At 72.2% G+C, this 17640-nt stretch carries 15 protein-coding genes; 12 read left to right on the top strand and 3 right to left on the bottom strand.

Annotation, left to right across the window (positions count from 1 at the left end; all coding sequences use genetic code 11):
• Window positions 1-71: 71 nt before the first annotated feature.
• Window positions 72-779 carry a maleylpyruvate isomerase family mycothiol-dependent enzyme gene (locus tag Actob_RS32710; RefSeq protein ID WP_284915732.1) on the top strand — a complete coding sequence of 236 codons (708 nt, stop codon included), beginning with the start codon at window positions 72-74 and terminating at the stop codon, window positions 777-779.
• On the opposite strand, the gene Actob_RS32715 is transcribed toward Actob_RS32710, so the two are convergent.
• Genes Actob_RS32715 through Actob_RS32725 form a run of 3 tightly spaced genes read right to left on the bottom strand, consistent with a single transcriptional unit; the run spans window position 762 to window position 5050 of the window.
• Window positions 762-3302, bottom strand: a complete 2541-nt coding sequence (locus Actob_RS32715; protein ID WP_284915733.1) for a lantibiotic dehydratase — start codon at window positions 3300-3302, stop codon at window positions 762-764. The genes Actob_RS32710 and Actob_RS32715 overlap by 18 nt on opposite strands.
• Window positions 3302-4549, bottom strand: a complete 1248-nt coding sequence (locus Actob_RS32720) for an MFS transporter (RefSeq protein WP_284915734.1) — start codon at window positions 4547-4549, stop codon at window positions 3302-3304. Before Actob_RS32720 ends, Actob_RS32715 begins: the two co-directional genes overlap by 1 nt.
• A gap of 9 nt (window positions 4550-4558) precedes the next feature.
• Window positions 4559-5050 carry a YbaK/EbsC family protein gene (locus Actob_RS32725; protein ID WP_284915735.1) on the bottom strand — a complete coding sequence of 164 codons (492 nt, stop codon included), beginning with the start codon at window positions 5048-5050 and terminating at the stop codon, window positions 4559-4561.
• A 208-nt stretch (window positions 5051-5258) separates the two neighbouring features.
• On the opposite strand from Actob_RS32725, the gene Actob_RS32730 reads away from it, so the two are divergent.
• The 11 genes from Actob_RS32730 (at window position 5259) to Actob_RS32780 (ending at window position 17598) form a co-directional block, all read left to right on the top strand.
• On the top strand, window positions 5259-7088 hold the full coding sequence (locus Actob_RS32730; RefSeq protein ID WP_284915736.1) for an AfsR/SARP family transcriptional regulator: 1830 nt from the start codon (window positions 5259-5261) through the stop codon (window positions 7086-7088).
• A gap of 168 nt (window positions 7089-7256) precedes the next feature.
• Window positions 7257-7679 carry an aspartate 1-decarboxylase gene (gene panD / locus Actob_RS32735; RefSeq protein ID WP_284922416.1) on the top strand — a complete coding sequence of 141 codons (423 nt, stop codon included), beginning with the start codon at window positions 7257-7259 and terminating at the stop codon, window positions 7677-7679.
• Between the two features lies 1 nt (window position 7680).
• Entirely contained in the window at window positions 7681-9060 is a 1380-nt protein-coding gene (locus Actob_RS32740; RefSeq protein WP_284915737.1) for a DUF6002 family protein, read from the top strand.
• Window positions 9061-9069: 9 nt separating this feature from the next.
• Window positions 9070-10137 (top strand): potassium transporter TrkA, encoded by a 1068-nt coding sequence (locus Actob_RS32745; protein WP_284915739.1) that lies wholly within the window; start codon window positions 9070-9072, stop codon window positions 10135-10137.
• A 27-nt stretch (window positions 10138-10164) separates the two neighbouring features.
• The gene (locus tag Actob_RS32750; RefSeq protein WP_284915740.1) at window positions 10165-11478 is read left to right on the top strand and encodes an aspartate aminotransferase family protein; all 1314 of its coding nucleotides are present in this window, start codon (window positions 10165-10167) and stop codon (window positions 11476-11478) included.
• A gap of 17 nt (window positions 11479-11495) precedes the next feature.
• Window positions 11496-12968 carry a hypothetical protein gene (locus Actob_RS32755; protein WP_284915741.1) on the top strand — a complete coding sequence of 491 codons (1473 nt, stop codon included), beginning with the start codon at window positions 11496-11498 and terminating at the stop codon, window positions 12966-12968.
• Window positions 12969-12977: 9 nt separating this feature from the next.
• Window positions 12978-13700 carry a class II glutamine amidotransferase gene (locus Actob_RS32760; RefSeq protein WP_284915742.1) on the top strand — a complete coding sequence of 241 codons (723 nt, stop codon included), beginning with the start codon at window positions 12978-12980 and terminating at the stop codon, window positions 13698-13700.
• The gene (locus Actob_RS32765; protein ID WP_284915743.1) at window positions 13697-14506 is read left to right on the top strand and encodes a 2OG-Fe(II)-dependent halogenase WelO5 family protein; all 810 of its coding nucleotides are present in this window, start codon (window positions 13697-13699) and stop codon (window positions 14504-14506) included. Before Actob_RS32760 ends, Actob_RS32765 begins: the two co-directional genes overlap by 4 nt.
• Window positions 14507-14603: 97 nt before the next feature.
• Complete coding sequence (locus tag Actob_RS32770; RefSeq protein WP_284915744.1) at window positions 14604-15344, top strand: TauD/TfdA dioxygenase family protein; 741 nt, start codon at window positions 14604-14606, stop codon at window positions 15342-15344.
• Between the two features lie 11 nt (window positions 15345-15355).
• Window positions 15356-16612 carry an ATP-grasp domain-containing protein gene (locus Actob_RS32775; protein ID WP_284915745.1) on the top strand — a complete coding sequence of 419 codons (1257 nt, stop codon included), beginning with the start codon at window positions 15356-15358 and terminating at the stop codon, window positions 16610-16612.
• Between the two features lie 53 nt (window positions 16613-16665).
• Window positions 16666-17598: a UbiA family prenyltransferase gene (locus tag Actob_RS32780; protein ID WP_284915746.1), complete on the top strand. Its 933-nt coding sequence runs from the start codon at window positions 16666-16668 to the stop codon at window positions 17596-17598.
• Window positions 17599-17640 lie beyond the last annotated feature (42 nt).

The raw sequence follows: 17640 nt of genomic DNA on the forward strand, positions 1-17640 counted from the left end.
ATCGTGTCCGCGGTGCGTGCAGCTGCCGTGTAGCGCCGATGTAGCCGCCGGATTTGTTAGGGTGCGTGACCATGTCAACGCTTTTCGCCGACGTCGCCGCGCTACGGGCGAGCGTCGCCCGGTTCCAGGAGTCGGTGTCGGCGTTGCCCGACGCGGCGCTGTCCGAACCGTCGCTGTTGCCCGGCTGGAGCCGCGGGCACGTGCTCACCCATGTGGCCAGGTCGGCGGATTCCCGCCGACGGCTGCTGGAGGCGGCCCGGCACGGCGAGGTCGGCCGGCAGTACGCCGATGAGGAGCACCGCGCTCGTGAGATCGAGGAGGGTGCCCGGCGACTGCCCGGGCAGATCCGCCGCGACGCCGTGGAGTCGCTGGATCGGCTGCTGACCGTGGTGACCGAGCAGCCCGCCGACCGGTGGGACACACCCGGCGTCTGGCTGGGTGTTGGTCCCCGGCCGGTGCGCCGGGTGGTGCCCAGCATGCGCCGCGAGGTGGAGTACCACCACGTCGACCTGGCAGCCGAGTACGGCCCGGACGACTGGCCGGCCGACTTCGTCGAGGCACAGCTCGACCGGGTGACCGCGTCGTTCGGCGAGCGAGCCGACGCCGGGGCGTTCACCGTACGGCTGCCCGGCCGGGATCTGCGGGTGGGCGACGGCGGGGACCTCGTCGTGGCCGGTGAACCGGCGCCGATGCTGGCCTGGCTGACCGGCCGTGGCGACGGCTCGGGACTGCGCACCTCGCCACCGGGGCCGCTGCCAGCGCTACCCCCGCTGTCCTGAATCGGGCGTGGTGAAGACGGCGTAGCGGATCTCCGCGGTGCGGCCGCCGGCCCCGTCGTCGAGCCACAGCTCGTCCGGGCCGGGGAGCATCTCGCCGAAGGTCAGCGGTTCCTCCGGCGGCAGGCCGGCCGCGGTCCGGGTGACCTGGCGCACCAGCAGCGGCGAGTCGAGATCGCAGTAGACCGGCTTCGGTTCGCCGGAACAGCGCAGATACAGGTGCCGGGGCAGACCCAGCCGCGCACGCAGCCCTTGCACGCGGGCGAACGCCTCCGGTTCCTCGGCCACCGAGGCCGCGGCGACCGCACCGGCGTCGATCCGCCAGGACTCGCGGCGCAGGACGACGTCACCGACCTGAATACGCGGGATGTGCCGCCGGCCGGTGCCGTGCACGGCCGCACCGGCGGTGTCGGTGGGGAATCCGAAGACGCTGAACGGGTTGCGCCCGAGCATCGGCCAGGCGTGCGGCGGCGCGATCAGGCGCAGCGCCGGGCCGGTGGGTGGGCGCAACCGCAACCGCTCACCGTCGTGGCAGACGTCCAGGTCGGCAAGCCGCAGCCGTTCGGCGGGCGGCCGGCCGGACCGGTCGAACGCCTCGACGTCGCGGCACTCGAGGTCGAGCCGTGGGTACGTCTTGTTGCGGTGGTGCTGGGTCACATCGGCCAGCTGCTCGCCCGGCGCCAGCAGACCGGCGTAGTGCCGCAGCGCCTCGGCGCGGTACTCGGGGAAGGCGGACCCCACGAACGGCGCGACGGAGCCGTGGCTCAGGTGGTCCTCCATCGCGTGCAGGTCGCCGACGACCAGGCGGAACCGCCCGCCGGCCAGGTCCTGTGCGGATCTTGCCGCGATCATCAGGTCGGGGTTGCAGACGGCCGGCTCGTTCAGCCCGTACCGTTCGACGAGTCGCCGTACCGTGGCCCGCTGCACCACGTGGACCCGCCGGTCGTCGGTCGCCGCGGGCAGCAGGGCCGCCTCCAGCGCGTCGCCCATCTCGGCGACCGTGTCGTCGATGCGCTGGTAACCCTCTGCCAGCTCGCCGAGGTCGTCGAGGTAGGCGGCGACGTAGTCGGGAACGGGCACGGCCCGCCCGGCGCCGAACCGCCGGGTGAACCAGCCGGCCAGCAGGTCCCGCTCCAGCTTCAGCCGCCACCGCGGCCGCAGCAGGAACATGTCGTAGAGCAGGGCGAGATCTCCGCTCATCCGGTCGGACAGGGGCCGGCCGATGGTCAGTTCGCGCGGGGTGCAGACGCAGTGCTCGTGAAAGACGCTACGGTCGCTGTAGAAGCCACTCCCACCGTGCGCCGCGGGCAGGCCGGTGGCCCTGGTGAATTCCGCCTTGAGGCGGGCGAGCGCCTCCGGGCGGCCGGGCGGCGGTGCTTCTTGAAGATTGTGTACGGCCGCGACGAGCCCGGCACAGATCGCGTGGGCCGGGTGCCCGGGATCCACGCCGGCCAGCATCTCGCGCACCCCGGCCAAGGAGTCATCGGCACCATACGGCAGCTCGGCCTCGAGGTGGACCGCCCCGGCGTCCGCCAGATGCCGCAGGGCCGGCCACGGATCACCGGTCAGCAGATCCGACATCCGCCGTACGCTCGTGGCCCCGTCACAGAGCTCGAAGACAGCCGCCTGATGCGGGGTGAGATCGATCGGCGGGTCCACCCGCAGCGCCGTCCGCGCGTCGGTGCTGCGTCGGCCCTGGTCGATGCTCAGCACCCGCAGCCTGCCCTCGTTCACCCGCGCACCCGGCACCGGCCGCGGGCACAGGTGCTCGCGCAGCAGCGGGTCGCCGAAGATCGTCCGGGCCACCGCCTCGGCGGCCCAGCGCGCTAGCCGCGTGTGCCGTTCCAGCCCGGCCGGGACCCAGCTGACACCGGTGTCACCGGTGGTCACCCGGGCCGTGGCGAGCGGCCCGAAGTGGCTGGTCGTGTCGTTCTTCGCGCAGACCCGCTGAAGGTAGCGGACCAGGGTCGCGATGTTGTTGCGGTCGTTCTTGCGGGCCGGCCGGCGACCCAGCTCCGGGTCATCCAGCCAGCCGATCAGCCGCGGGTAGGCCTGGTCGTTGGAGACCAGCAGCATGTCGCGCAGCTCCGGGGTGTTCCGGAACCGGTCGATCACCTTCTGTCCGGTGCGGTCGCAGCTTTCGGCGTACACCCGCTCAAGTTCCTGCTCCGCGTCCGCACGCCGCCGCAAGGCGGTCTCGAACTGCTCCAGAAGCGTCTGGAACCGGGGTGTCGGCGCCTCCGGGCGCGGGGTGTAGGCGCGGCGGCGGTGCATCGCGCGCAGGATGTGCCGGTCGGCGGTGTTGCCGGCGGACTGGCGCAGCAGTGGGTCGCCCGCCCGGCCGGCGAGTTCGTCCAGGGCCGCGTCGGCGGCGAGCCGTTCAGCGGCCGCGTCGGTGACGGCCTCGTCCCGCAGCCGGGTGAGCCAGTGGAAGGGGAAGCCGGCCAGGCGCATCACCGCCACCGACGCGGGCCGCCACGACAGCGAACCGGCCGGAGCCGAGGTCATGGTCATGGTCGTGGTCATCAGGTCTCCTTAAGGGCGGGTTCGCGGCCGGCCTCGTCCCGGGCGGCGGCGGCCGCCACCCGTTCCGGGTTTCGCATGGTCCGGGCGGCGAGGACGCGCAGCGGTGCGACCGCGACGACAAGGATGGCGCCGAGCACCAGCCATCCGACGCCGGCCATCCCGGTCACCAGGCCGGTCACGACGGCCGGGCCGACGGCCACCGCGATCGCCTCGGTGCTGGCCTGTACGCCCTGGTACTGCCCTTCGGCGTCACGCATCATCAGCCCGAGCGACAGCGCCCAGCGGGAGGCCACGTAGTACAGCTCGCCGACCACGTTGGCGCAGACGCCGAGCAGGATGACGACGGTGGCCAGCACCGGGTTCGAGGGCAGCGCAGCCAGGGCGAAGACGGCGCAGCTCGCCGCCAGCAGCAGGCCGGCGAAGCGGGCCGCACCGACGGCGCGCGGGATGCCGGTGACGCCCCGGGTCACCCGGACCTGGAAGGCGGCGATGAGGATCGAGCTGAGGGCCACCGCCACGGCGGCGACCCAGGCGCCGGCCGTGGTGTGCGTGGTGATCCACAGCGGCAGGCCGCTGGAGAGCATCGACCAGCAGAACGCCAGGACCGCCGTGGCCAGCATGATCGAGACGTACGGGAAGTCGCGGACCGCCTGGGTGCTGCCGTGCCGCCGGTCGGCCGGGACCGCCGGTACCCGCGGCACCCGCACGGTGAAGTAGGCCGTCACCAGGAACGTCGCCGCGTTGATCAGGACCGCCGCGAGATAGATCCATTCCCGGTCGACCGCCAGCACGATGGCACCGCCGGCCGCGCCGACGGCGTACGCGATGTGCTGCACCACCCGTGACTGGGCCAGCACCCGCAGCCGCTGCTCCTCGGGCATCAGCCCGTAGATGAGCGCCACCCGGATCCCGGCACCGGAGCTGCGGACCGCGTGGAAGCAGATGGTCACCAGCAGCAGTGACCAGAAGCCGGTGACGAAGACGTAGGCGGCCATGGCGAGCCCGCGGAGGACGATGACGACGCCCAGCACCTCGCGGGAGCCGTGCCGGTCGGCGAGTACGCCCATCGGGACGGCGGCCAGCAGGCCGACGGCTCCGCCGAGACCGACGGCGAGACCCATCTGCCCGGCGGGGATGTGCTGGACGTGGGTGAAGAAGATGGCCCAGATGCTGAACCAGAGACCGTCTCCGAATCCGTTGATCGCCTGTGCGGTGAGCAAGTGTGCGACCACTCGTGCGGGCTTCACGCGAGCCTCCTAGACGTCTTGGGCGACCGTTTCCAGCCGGGGCCGCATCACGCGGACGTAGTCGTCGGTACGGAGGGCGTAGGAGCGGTCGAGTGTCCCCGCGTTGAAGAAGATCTCGTCGTGGTGCAGCAGCGCGGGGTCGACGACCAGGTCGAGGTCGGGGTGGAAGGTGAACGGCGGGATCGCGCCGGACACGCTGCCGGTGAGCTGCTCGGCCACGTCCAGCGGGGCCACCGTGGCGCTGCGGCAACCGTAGAGATCCCGCACGGCGGCGATGTCGACCCGGCGGTCACCCGGCACGACGACGAGCACGTGCTGGCGGGTCTTGCCGGTGCGGACCCGTACGACGAGGCATTTCGCGGCGGCGTCGAGCGGGTGGCCGCGCAGCCGGGACGCCTTCTCGGTGTTCCCTTCGGGCGGGTGGTCGATCACCCGGTATCGGGCTTCGTGCTCGTCGAGCAGCGTGGTCAGCGATGAGGCCGAGGCGAAAGTCGAGTTCACCGTTTTCACTCTGCCGGGCGGCCGGGCGATCAGCTTCCGACGGAAGCGACAGTCGACTACGACTTTGGTAACAGTGCCTCCCCCGCCTTAGTGATAAATCAGCCGAATGATTGATGGTGATCTTTGTGATGGCTCTTCGGGCACCTAATGTCGGCCTTGGCGCCCGGCACCAGTACCTGATCAATCATCACCCCACGGGAGAACCATCGTGCGATTCCTCACCCTCGGTCCGCTCTCCATAAGCGACGAGAAGGCATACCCGATCAGCGCCGCGAAACACCGCGGGCTGCTCGCGATCCTGCTGATCAACGTGAACCGGGCCGTCACGGTCGCTCACCTCGTGGACGAGCTATGGCCCGACGATCCGCCGGTCACCGCACAGAACCTGGTGCGGCAGTACGTCTCGCACCTGCGCCGGTTCCTCACCGACGCGCTCGGCGACACGGTCGCCCTGCAGACGCACGCCGCCGGATACATGCTGGTCGTCGACCGGTCCACCCTCGACGTGGCGGAGTTCGAACGGCTCGGCCACGCGGCCCGCACCGAACTCGCGGCGGGCCGTCCCGACGAGGCGAAGTCGCTAATCGGCGCCGCCCTGCGGCTGTGGCGCGGCCAGGCCTACAGCGACGTCCCCGACGGCCCGTCGGTGACCGCCGAACGGGTACGCCTCGAGGAGTTGTACGCCGGGATGCTGGAACTCGAGGCCGAGTCCGATCTCGCGGCCGGCCGGGTCAGCCAGTCGATCAGTGAACTGACCTCGCTCACCGTCCGTTTCCCGCTGCACGAACGTCTGTACGTGCTGTTGATGCGAGCGCTGACCCGAGCCGGCCGCAAAGCCGACGCGCTGGCGGTCTACCGCGACGCCCGCGCCGTCCTGGTCGGCGAGGTGGGCCTGGAACCCGGACCCGAACTGCGCCGAGCCGAGCAGGAGGTCTTCGACGAACGGCCCGCCGCGGACACTGCGCCGGCCGGACCGCTGACGGTCCAGCCCGCCGTCGTACCGGCCCAGCTGCCCGCCCCGCTGCCCGACTTCGTCGGGCGTACCGACCTCATCGGCGCGGTGACCGGCACGGTCGAGGCCGGCCTGCGGGCCGAGAACGCCCCGGTGATCGTCCTGTCCGGACTCGGCGGGGTGGGCAAGACGGCCCTCGCCGTCCGGCTGGGCCACCAGCTGCGCGAGTCGTTCCCGGACGGCCAGATCTTCCTGCGGCTCACCGGCGCGCACCGCGAGCCGGTCGACCCGGCCGGTGCGCTCGGCCGGCTGCTCGAGGTCCTCGGCTGTCCACCGGCCGACCAGCCGGCCGGCCTGTGGGGCCGCCAGGACCGGTTCCGCAGCATCCTCGCCACCCGGCGGATCCTGCTGATCCTGGACGACGCCGCGGACGCCGACCAGGTCGGCAAGCTGCTGCCCGGCCGTACACCCGGCGCCGTGATGGTGACCAGCCGCGGCGGCATGGCCGAACTCGACGGCGCCCACCACATCCGGATCCCCGCCTTCGGTCCCGGCGAGGCGCTGTCGCTGCTGGGCAGGCTCGCCGGTCCGAACCGGACCGGCGCCGAGCCGACCGCGGCCCGGGCCATCGCCGACGCCTGCGGTCACCTTCCGCTGGCGGTCCGCGTCGCCGGCCTGCTCGCCGCCATGTCCCCCGGCCTCGCCCTGCGACATCTGGAGCAGCGGCTCAGCGGGGGCGCCGCGCTGGACGAACTGGTACTCGGCAACCTCGACGTGAAGCAGGTGGTCGGCGCCGCCTACGACCAGCTGCGTCCCGGCGACCGGCAGGTGCTGCGGCAACTGGCCTGTGACACCGCGGACGGCACGGGCAGGCCGGCCCCCACGAGCGGCTGGCGGCACGCCGTCGACCGGCTGGTCGACTCCGGCATGCTCGAGATGGTCCCGGCCGGTCACACCGGCTTCGGGTTCCGTTGTCCCGAGCTGCTGCGCCGCTACGTCCAGCGCTGCACCGAACCGTCGATGCGTTACACCAGCGGCGTGCCCGCCCCGGCCGCGGCACCCACCCGGCTGCGAATGGCCGTCTGAGCACGCCTCCCCCGGCATCACGCCCGCCACCGGACCGACCGGCGGCGGGCTTTTCGCGTCATCGGCCCGGCGACAACTACATCGCGGCTACAACGCCGTTCCGGTACGGCTAAAGGCGCCACTGACAGCGTGAGGAAGGACGTACTCCACGACGAGAGGCGGCAGCACATGTTCCGGGAAATGCTCAAATCGAAGATCCACCGGGCCACCGTGACCCAGGCCGATCTGCACTACGTGGGATCGGTGACGATCAGCGCCGAGCTGATGGAGGCGGCCGGCCTGCTTCCGAACGAGAAGGTGGACATCGTCGACATCAACAATGGCAACCGCCTGTCGACATACACCATCGAGGGACCGCGGGGCTCCGGCGTGATCGGCATCAACGGGGCGGCTGCCCGGCTGATCAGCCCCGGCGATCTGGTGATCGTCATCGGTTACGCCACCGTGCCGGACGCCGAGGCCGCCGATCTGAAGCCCAACATCGTCTTCGTCAACCAGGACAACCGCATCATCGGCCGCGGTCACGACCCGGCCGAGACCATCCCCGGGACCGAGACGATCCGCGGCGACCAGCTCGCGGGCCGGTACTGAGATGGCCGCCGTCGCCCAACCGCGGACCGGGTCCGCGAACGTGCTCACGCACTACTACGACGAACTAGGGCAGATCATGGGGTCGGTCCGGGCCGGCCGGGCCCCGCTGCCCACCGCCGGCGCCGGATTCGCCCCGGACTTCGCGCTGCCGCCGCTCACGTCCCGGCTCGAGCGGTACTTCTCCGCCGGCTCGATCACCACCGGCGACCTCGGCGAGTACCGCGGTGTCCGGTTGAGCCTGCTGAACCTGATGGGCAATCCGGGCACCCGTACCACCAAGACGCTGGCGTCGCTGCTGATGGTGGCGCGCGCGGTCGGCCACATCCAGCGGACCGGCGAGAACGTCATGATCGTCACCCCGTCCTCGGCGAACAAGGCCACCGCCCTGCGCGACGCCGTGCTGGGTGCGATCCGCAGCGGCCTGGTCACGCCCGACCAGCTGCGGATCGCCGTCGTGGTCCCGGAGGCGTCCCGGCCGAAGCTGTGGTCGTCGCCGCTGTCCACCGATCCGGAACTGGCCGCCCGCAACCCAGTCCTGGTGCTGCCCGGCGCCGACCGTTCGGCGGTCAAGACGCTGGCCGCGGGCCTGGTCGAACAGCACGCCGACACGGTGTACGCGCTGACCGGCACCCGCCTGTGGTACTCGCTGGACCTGGACAACTACCGCACCGCCGACGCGGCACGGGCCCTCTACGAGCGCGACTTCTGCCCGGCGCGGCCCGGCGAACGGCGACTGCACGCACACGCCGTGTCCAGCGCGTACGGCCTGCTCGGGCACCACCTGGGACACACCGCGATCGGGGCGGACGGCGATCCCCGCTACTTCCTGGTACAGCATCTCGACACCCCGGACATGGTGCTGAACCTGTACTTCGGGTCGGCCGAACGCGACCACCTGCCGGCCTATCGTTACGACGCCGCCGACGGCCTCTACCGGCAGGACGGCGACCTGCGGTTCCCGGTCACCACGTACCACCCCGACGAGATCCTCGACCCGACCTTCTACACACACCGGCCGCCGACCTCGGCCCGGATGAACGAACTGATCCGCACCGGCGGTGGCGGCGGAATCGTGGTGTCACTGCACGAATGCCTCCAGCGGTACCCGCTGCTGCGGTCCCGGCTCGGCGAGGCCGGCGTCCACCTGCCGGCGGACCCGCGCCGGCTGCGGGAGTGGTCGCTGGTCATGGCGGCGACCGGCGTGCTGAACGCGATCGACCGCGGCCTGATCAGCGACGACGAGGTGCTGCTGCACGGTTCGGGCAGCTACGGGCTGGACGACTACGTGCCCCTGCGCGACGACGCGGCGCGGACCGTCGAGCAGGCCTGCGACCTGCGTAAGGCCGTCTTCCACGCGGTCCTCGTCGGGGACGGGGACTAGGGCCCGGCGATGACTGAGCGAAGACGGGCGATCGTGGTCATCGGCACCGGCGCGTTCTCGCGGGCCCTGTGCCGGGCGCTGGCGGGGCTGACCCTGCCGCCCGGCACCGAGGTGCACGTCGTGGGACGTACCCCGGGGGCCGCGGTCGCCGTGTGCGAGGCGGCCCACGCGGCCTGGCCGGAGCCGGGCGCGCCGGCCTTCTACCCGGTCGACCTGCCGCTCAGCCCGGACATCGACGTTCGGTGGCTGCTGCGCGCGGTCCGCCCGCACACCGTGGTCGTGTGTGCCTCGCTCCAGTCACCGGCCGAGTTCCGGGCGTCGGACAGCGGCTGGGCGCGCCTGGTGCGTACCGCCGGTTTCGCCGTCACCCTGCCTCTGCAGGCGGCCCTGGCCGCGCCGATCGCGACCGCCTGCGCCGACGCGGACCCGCCGGTGACCATGGTGAACGCCTGCTTCCCCGACGCGGTCAACCCGACTCTGCGAGCCCGCGGCCTGCCGGTGCTGTGCGGGCTGGGCAACGTCGGCTCGCTGGCCGAGGCCGTCTACACCGGGCTCGGCGTCACCGATCCGGGCCGGGTGAAACTGTTCGCCCACCATGCGCACCTGCACGAACCGGCTGATCCCGAGCTGGAGGCCCGGTGCTGGCTCGACGACGAGCCGTACCCCGACGTCGGGGGCCTGTTGCGCCCGGTCCGCACCGGCTCGCGCACGGCCGTGAACGACGCCGGCGCGACCGTGTCGGCGGAGGTGGTCCGCACTCTCGCCGACGGCGGCCGGTGGATCGGGCATCTGCCCGGACCGCTGGGGCTGCCCGGCGGCTTCCCGGTCCAGTTGGAGGGCACCGCGCTGACCCTGCGGCTGCCGCCGGGCCCGTCCCTCGACGCCCACCTGTCCTGGACGCACCGGGTCGCCGTCCTCGACGGCGCCGACGTGGGTGTCGACGGCACCGTGCGGTTCGCGCCGCAGGCCACCGTCGCGCTCCGCGAGCATCTGCCCGACCTGCCCGCGACCTTGATGCCGCAAGAACTGCCGGAGATCTGCCGGCGCCTGCTCGACCTGCGCCACCGGCTCCGCTGACGACCGAGACCTTCCCGAGGAGACCTGATGTCCGCACCGACTCTGGCCGCTCGGCAGCGCGCGGCGCTGCCCGGCTGGGTGACCACCTACTACGACGATCCACTCACGATCCAGCGCGGCGAGGGCCGGCATGTCATCGACGCGGACGGCCGCCGCTACCTCGACTTCTTCGGTGGCATCCTGACCACCTCGGTGGGCTACGACGTGCCCGCGATCAGCGCCGCCGTACGCGCCCAGCTCGACACCGGCGTCGTGCACACCTCCACGCTGTACCTCATAGAATCCCAGGTACGCCTGGCCGAACGGGTGATCCGGCTCGCCGGGCTGCCGGACTCGGTGGCGTGTTTCGTCAACTCCGGCTCCGAGGCGAACGAGACGGCGCTGCTCGCGGCGCTGTGCCGCAACGGCAGCAACCACGTCGTGACGCTGGCGGACGGCTACCACGGGCGCACCATCGCGACCGGCGCCGTGTCGTCGCTGCCGGGCTGGCAGCCGACCCCGCACGGGCCGTTCCGGGTGACGGTGGCCGCCAACGGGCGCCCCGGCCCGGACGGGCGGGTGCCGGCGGTGGGTGACTGCGTCGCCGACCTCGAACGGCGGCTCGACCAGGCCGGCGGCCCGGTCGCGGCGCTCATCGTCGAGCCGGTGCAGGGCCTGGCCGGTTTCCACGCCCCACCGCCGGGCCTGCTGCACAGATATCAGCAGGTGGTAGCCGCCCGGGGCGGGGTGTTGATCTGCGACGAGGTGCAGACCGGCTGGGGGCGTACCGGGCGGCACTGGTGGGGATACGAGGCGCACGGTGTGGTGCCGGACGCCGTCACCTTCGCCAAAGGGCTCGGCAACGGTTTCGCGATCGGCGGCGTGGTCGGCTCCCGTTCGCTGCTGGACAGCCTCGCCGGGCGGTCGATCTCGACGTTCGGCGGCAATCCGCTGGCCACCACCGCGGCCCTGGCCACCGTCGACCACCTGCTCGAACGGGACCTGCGCCGGTGCGCCGGCGAGATGGGCGCCCGGCTGCTCGACGGCCTGCGCGTACTGGCGCGCTCGCACGACATGGTTGGGGCGGTCCGCGGGCACGGGCTGATGCTCGCCGTGGAGATCACCGACCCGGTCACCGGCCGCCCGGACGCCGCGTCGGCCCGGCGAGTCCTCGCCGCCGCCCGCGACGCCGGCCTGCTCGTCGGCCTGGGCGGCGCCGCCGGGAACGTGCTGCGGCTGGCACCGCCGATGACGGTCACCGCCGAGGAGGCGGACACCGCGATCGGCCTGCTCGACGCCGCGCTGAACGCCGCCGGCACCCGGGTCCCGTTCGCATCACACGCCGTGCCCGCGGGCGCATGAGACACCGAGGACGTGCCATGTCGAACGACCGCGCGGAGAGGCTCGGCGACATGCTGAGCAGACTCTCCGAAGCAGATCGCACCAGTCTCCAGCGCTGCGCGGAGCGGCTGCTCGCCGCCCTGCCCAAGCCGCATCTACCCGACAACGTGGTCCTGGTCGCCTTCGGCGGCGGCAAGGACAGCTCCTACAGCGTGTTCTTCGTCCGTGCCATGCAGCTGTGGCTGTGGCGTCAGCACGGTGCCACCTTCGCCCTGCGCGTGGTGACCAACCGGCAGGCCGGGATGCCCGCCGCCGTGATGGCCAACATCGACCGTGTCTACCAGGCCCTGGGTCTGCACGACGACCCGGACTGCCAGCTACTGCTGGTCGACGCCGACGACATCCGCGGCTTCACCGCGGACGCGCCGCACTCCGCGGCGATGCTGGACCGCAACCGGCTCGACGTCCTGCTCACCGGCCACCGGACGGCGGCGGACGCACGGCCCACGTTCTGCAACGCCTGCAACCTGAGCATGGTCAACGCCTTCGGCCTGGCCGCGGGCCACGACGGCGGGGTCGACGTGATCATCACTGGGGACTCGCGGCAGGAGCAGCGGGCGTACGCGGTGTGGGTCAACCGGCTGGCACGACGGTTCGGCGGCGCGCGCCGCGGCGGGGGCGGTACGGGCTTCGGTGGCTTCCTGACCTCACTCGACGCCGTCTCGCAGGTCTACTTCGCGGAGATCCACGGCCCCGGGCCGGCCGTCGAGGAACGGCGGATCACTTCGGCCGTACCCCCGGCCCTGTTGTTCTTCTCCATCTATGACGAGACCGAGTACGCGTCGGGCAGCCACTGGCAGCTGCTGACCGAGTTCCTCGGCTTCCGCTTCGACGAGCTGGCCTTCAGCTTCACCGAGTCGGACTGCGCCAACCCCGCCCTGATGGCCCACCTGCGTGGCCTCAAGGCGGAACGGATGTTCGGGCGCGACTACGCCGAAGGGCTGGCCGAGTACGCCGAGTTCGCCGTCGGCCTGATGCGCCGCAAGGAGTTCCCGGACCTGCTGGTCGACATGATGACCGAGCGGTATCACGGCGACGGGGCGGCCGCCCGGCTGCGGCGCCGGATCAACGAGTTCGCCTGGGAGTCCTACCGGCTGCGCGAAGAACAGCTCGTGTGCATGGTGTACGCGCCGTTCGCCGGGTGCGGGGCCGGGCTGGACCGGTTCGTCACGCGGGAGCACCCGGCGTTCGCCGGGCGCCTGGCCCGGCTGCACGAGGTGCTGGCCGGGACCGGCGACGGCACCGCCGCGGACCGCGACTTCCTCACCGAGGTCAGCGGCCTGCCCCTGGACCGGCTGCGGCTGCTCTACCACGGCCCGGCTCCGGCGGCCGGCGATACCGGCGGCTCGATCCTCGCGGCGGTCCTGGACGGCGACCCGCACAAGGCCGTCATCACGACCCGTCACGCGTCGGCCGGGCCTCAGCTCACCGAGCTGATCTCGGGCCGGTGAGGGGCCGTCATGTGCCGCTTGATCGTGGCCACGGGTGACGTGCCGGTGCCGCGGATCGTGCGGGCGGCGGTCGCCATGAGCACCGGCCGTACCGCCGACCACGACGGCCCGATCACCCGCCACCCCAACGGCTGGGGCGCGGTGTGGGCCGATCCCGGCTCCCCCACCGGCCTGCGCAGTCACCGTGACGTACGGCCGATGGCCGACAGCTGGCACGAGGCGCCGTTCGCCGGCCTGCGTACCCCGGTGCTCGCCATCCACGTGCGGCACGCCACGCTGCCGCACAATCTGGGCGAGCCGTTCACCCATCCGCTGCACCGCCCGGACGGCCCGGTGCCCTGGTACTTCATGCACAACGGCTTCCTGCCGACGGTGTACCGCCACCTCGGCCTGGCCGCCTCGCGGTTCGACTCGGCGGAGTACTTCGACTACCTCGTACCGGCCGGCGCCACCGAACTCGTCGAGAGCGAGGCGCTGGCCCGGCTGCGGGCCATCGCGCCCGGTGGAAGCTCCGGCAACGCCATCGCGATGACGCCGACCCGGTCCTACGTGGTGCATTGGACCGCCGCCGGCAACGCGTACCCCCGCTATTTCGGCATGCACCGCCTGCGCCGGCCGGGCCTCGACGTCGTGTCGTCCGAGGTCATCCCGTCGCTCGCCGCACGACACCGCTGGCAGCCGCTGCCCCCGAACGTCGTGCTCGACCTACACGGAAGGAATCGGGAATCATGACCGAGAACGAGAACTGGACCCGCGTCGAGTGCGATGCCGGCGGCGGTCAGGCCGACCAGGACCTGCTGCGGCGGCTCATCGACGGCGACGTCGCGGTGGTGCGGTTGCGGGGCCTGCTGCCGGCCGCGGAGTTCGCCGCGAACCGGGAGCGGCTGCGCCGCATCTTCTCGGACGCCACCACGACGCGATACGTCAACGGCGCGCTCACCACGATCGGCCCCTACCTGGCGAAGTACCTGTCTCGCCCGGACGACTACTTCACCGCCGCGCGGGCCGCCGAGAACCGGCTCGACGAGGTCTCGTTCGACCTGAGCGCCCAGGTCCGGCAGGCCCTGACCAAGGAGTTCGGCCTGCACAGCCTGCGGCCCGCCGAGGAGCCGGACGGGCGCCGGTACGGCGACGCCGTGGTCCGTGTGCACGCCGACGGGGTGAGCAACCCCCTGCACAACGACAACATCATGCGCGACGCCCGGGACACCGGCCTGGCGCTGGCCGGTCTGCGTCACCAGCTGAGCTGCGTGGTCTGCGTAGAGGAGTGCGACGAAGGCGGTGAGCTGCGCATCTATCAGCGGTCATGGCGGCCCGAGGACGAGGCTTTCAAGATCGACGGCGGTCTCGGGTACGACGCCGGCGTGGTCGCCGGCGCACCGGTCCACACGTTCCGCCCGCGTGCCGAGGACGTCTACCTGATCAACCCGACCCATTACCACGAGATCGAACGCGTCCACGGCGCCGACCGGACCACTCTCGGCTTCTTCGTCGGCTTCCCCGGCGAGTCACTCACCGACGCCGTCGTCTGGGGGTGATCGGCGCACTACACCGGCACTGAACCGCGCGACCACACCGGCTGAACCGGCCGGCTCCAGAGTGGAACGCAAAGCCCCGTCAGACCTTGGAGGCCTCGTGTCATCGTCCCCGATCAGCATCCTGTCGCAGACCGACTTCAACGGCGACCCCCTCGACGAAGAGCTGCTGCAGCGCACCTTCCGGCAGCTCATGGACGAGCACGGCTACGTGCTCATGTGCAACGTGCCGGACTCCTTCGACCAGGTGAAGTTCTGCCGAGGGCTGGGCGGCTTCGTGCCCAACTACACCGGCGCCGTGGTCGGCGACGTGCGCCCCGAACCCGGCATGGACGACGTCTACCACGCCGGCAACACCCGCCCGCTCACCCCGCACAGCGAGGGCTACGACTTCACCGTCCTCCCGCCCCGCTACATCGCGCTGTGGTGCGTCACGCCCGCCAGCGGCCCGGGCGGCGAGACGACGCTGGCCGACACCGCGCCGTGGGTGGCCGAACTCGACGAGCGCGAGCGCGAGCTGCTCGAGGGCACCGAGTTCGAGTGGAAGACCACCGAGGGCGTCAACCGGCTCGGTCTCGACCTGCACACCAAGCACCCGGTGTTGGAACAGCACGCCGACGGCATGATCGTGCGGTTCTCCTGCAACAACCTGGTCCGGGCCGACGACGACGAGGTGGTGCCGCTGCAGGAGCGGTGGAAGGAAAACTTCTACCGCGACCAGATCAGCATCGACTACCACCCCAACGACATGCTGGTCTGGGACAACTGGCGGCTGCTGCACGCGCGTAACGCGTTCTCCGACCGGTCCCGGCACCTGCGCCGGATCCAGATCGCGAACTGAGGACCGGCGTGATGCGGATCGACGCATTCGTCCAGGTGGGTGCCACCCGTGACGGGCTGGACGCCTACCTGGACTGCGCCCGCCGCCGAGGGCTGCCGGCGGTCCTCGTCGAGACACCGGCGTACCTGCGGTGGCGGCGGGTCCTCGGGCGCCGGCCGTTCGACCTGGAGGTCGGCGTGACCGAACCGGGTGATCCGGAGCACGTACGCGCCGCCCTCGCCGCCCAGGGCCTGGCGCCGGTGCTGCTGCTGGCCGGTTTCGAACGGTACGCGCCGAGCGCATTCGCGGCCGCCCGAAGCCTGGGTGTCGCGCCCTGGCCGGCCGTGGGCCGCGACTTCGCTCCGCTCGACAAGCTCGGGCAGCGTGCGGCGCTGGCCGGGCGGGCGCCGGAGGTCCGGCAACCACGGCACGTGCGGTGGAATCCGGTCGCCGGTCTCCCGGCGGCCGCGGCCGGCCTGCGATTCCCGCAGGTCGTGAAGCCGGCGGACGGTGGCGGCGGGCTCGGGGTGATGTTCGTCCGGGACGCGCGGGAGCGGGACTCGGCCCTGCGGTCGGTGCTGCGGACGCCCAACTACGACGGCAGCCCGTTCTCCGCGATCCTGGTGGAGGAGTACGTCGAGGGTCCCGAGTTCTCGATCCAGGGGATCGCGCACGACGGCGTCGGCACGGTCCTGACGACGTGCGAGAAGTTGACGGCGCACGAGCCGGTGGGCACCGACCCGGGGCTGCGCGGGTTCCGGGAGCTGGGGCACATCGGCACGCACGGGGCGTACGCCGATCCGGCGTTCGTCGATCTGGTGTCCCGCTGCCTGGCCGCGACCGGATACCGGGAGGGCCCCTTCCACGTCGATGTGATCCGCAGTGAGCGGGGGCCCGAGTTCGTCGAGATGGGATTCCGGCTCTCCGGCGGTGGCCTGGTCGGCCTGGTCGAGCGGATCACCGGTGCCGACTGGGCGGAGTGGACGTTCCGCGCCCATCTCGGGGAGGGTGTGCCGCCGCTGCCGGCGCCGCGGGCGATGGTGGTCGGACAGGCCAACCTCATCGACGAGCGTGAGTTTATGATCGCCGAGCTGCTGGGTAGCCAGAACCCCGACGTGCGGACCGTACGCGCCACCGCACCCGGCGACGAGGTGCCGGCCGAGGATGTCCCCCGGCTCGCCTCGGACCGCCAGCGTCACGTCGGCGTGGGCCGCGTGATCGTCGGCGGCCGCCTCGGTGACGTGCGGACCGCGTTGCACAGGTGTCTGGCCGGCCGGCTGGCCGCCTGACCCGCGACGTACCGGCCGGGCCACGGCCGGCGAGGAATCGAGGAGACCATGGCATGACGGTTCACGAGAGCGCCGTCCGCCAGCGCGTGCCCCGGCGCCCGCTGGCGGACGGCGCCGCTGCCCGGCTGGCCTGGCGCGAGACGCGGCCCTGCGTACAGGTGATCTTCGCCCTGCGCTTCCTGGCGGGCGCCCTGCTCGCCGGCGGAACGGTCTCGGGCTGGCGGCTGCTCACCGCCGGGGTCGGCTGGTCGTGCGTGGTGGCGGCGATCTACCTGCACAACGGCACCACCGACGTCGTGGAGGACCGCCGCAACGGTTCGGCCCGGCCGCTGGCCACCGGGGAGCTGCCCCTGCCGGCAGCCCGGGCCATCGTCCGCGGCCTGGCGGTCGCGGGCCTCACCATCGCGGCGCTCGCCGATCCGCGGGAGGCGCTGCTCGCGCTGGCCATGCTGGCGCTCGGCTTCGCCTACTCCAGCGGCCGCGCGCCGCTGAAGGGGTCGATGCCCGGTTTCGCGCTGGTGGTGCTCGGCGGAGGAATGCTCACCTACACCGCCGGCGGTCTCACCACGTCGGGCGGCCCGACCCTCGAGTCGGCCGTTTTCGCCCTGTTCCTGTCGGCTTGGATGGCGGTAGCCGGGTCCTCGAAGGACCTGTCCGACACCGACGGCGACCGGTCCGCCGGACGCCGGACCCTGCCCGTCATGTTCGGCCAGGAATCGGCAGCCCGAATGATCGCCGCCGGGACCCTGACGGTGGGCGCGCTCTTCGTGGCGGTCGCGGTCCATGTCGGCGACAATCTGATCTGGTACGCGCTGCCACTCGCCGCCGGCGCCGCGGTCACCGCCGCGACGCTGCTCCGCACCCGCAGAGCGACGCTGCGCGCCGACCGGCGTCTCCCCTACCGATCCTTCATGGTCACCCAATTTCTGGTGCACGGCACGGTCCTCGCGGTGTATGCCGCGACGGCCGGTCTGCTTGTCGCATGACAATGGAATTGGTAATCTCCGGCGGGGGGAGCGAGCGCGCAC

The sequence above is a fragment of the Actinoplanes oblitus genome (assembly GCF_030252345.1).
GTDB lineage: Bacteria > Actinomycetota > Actinomycetes > Mycobacteriales > Micromonosporaceae > Actinoplanes > Actinoplanes oblitus.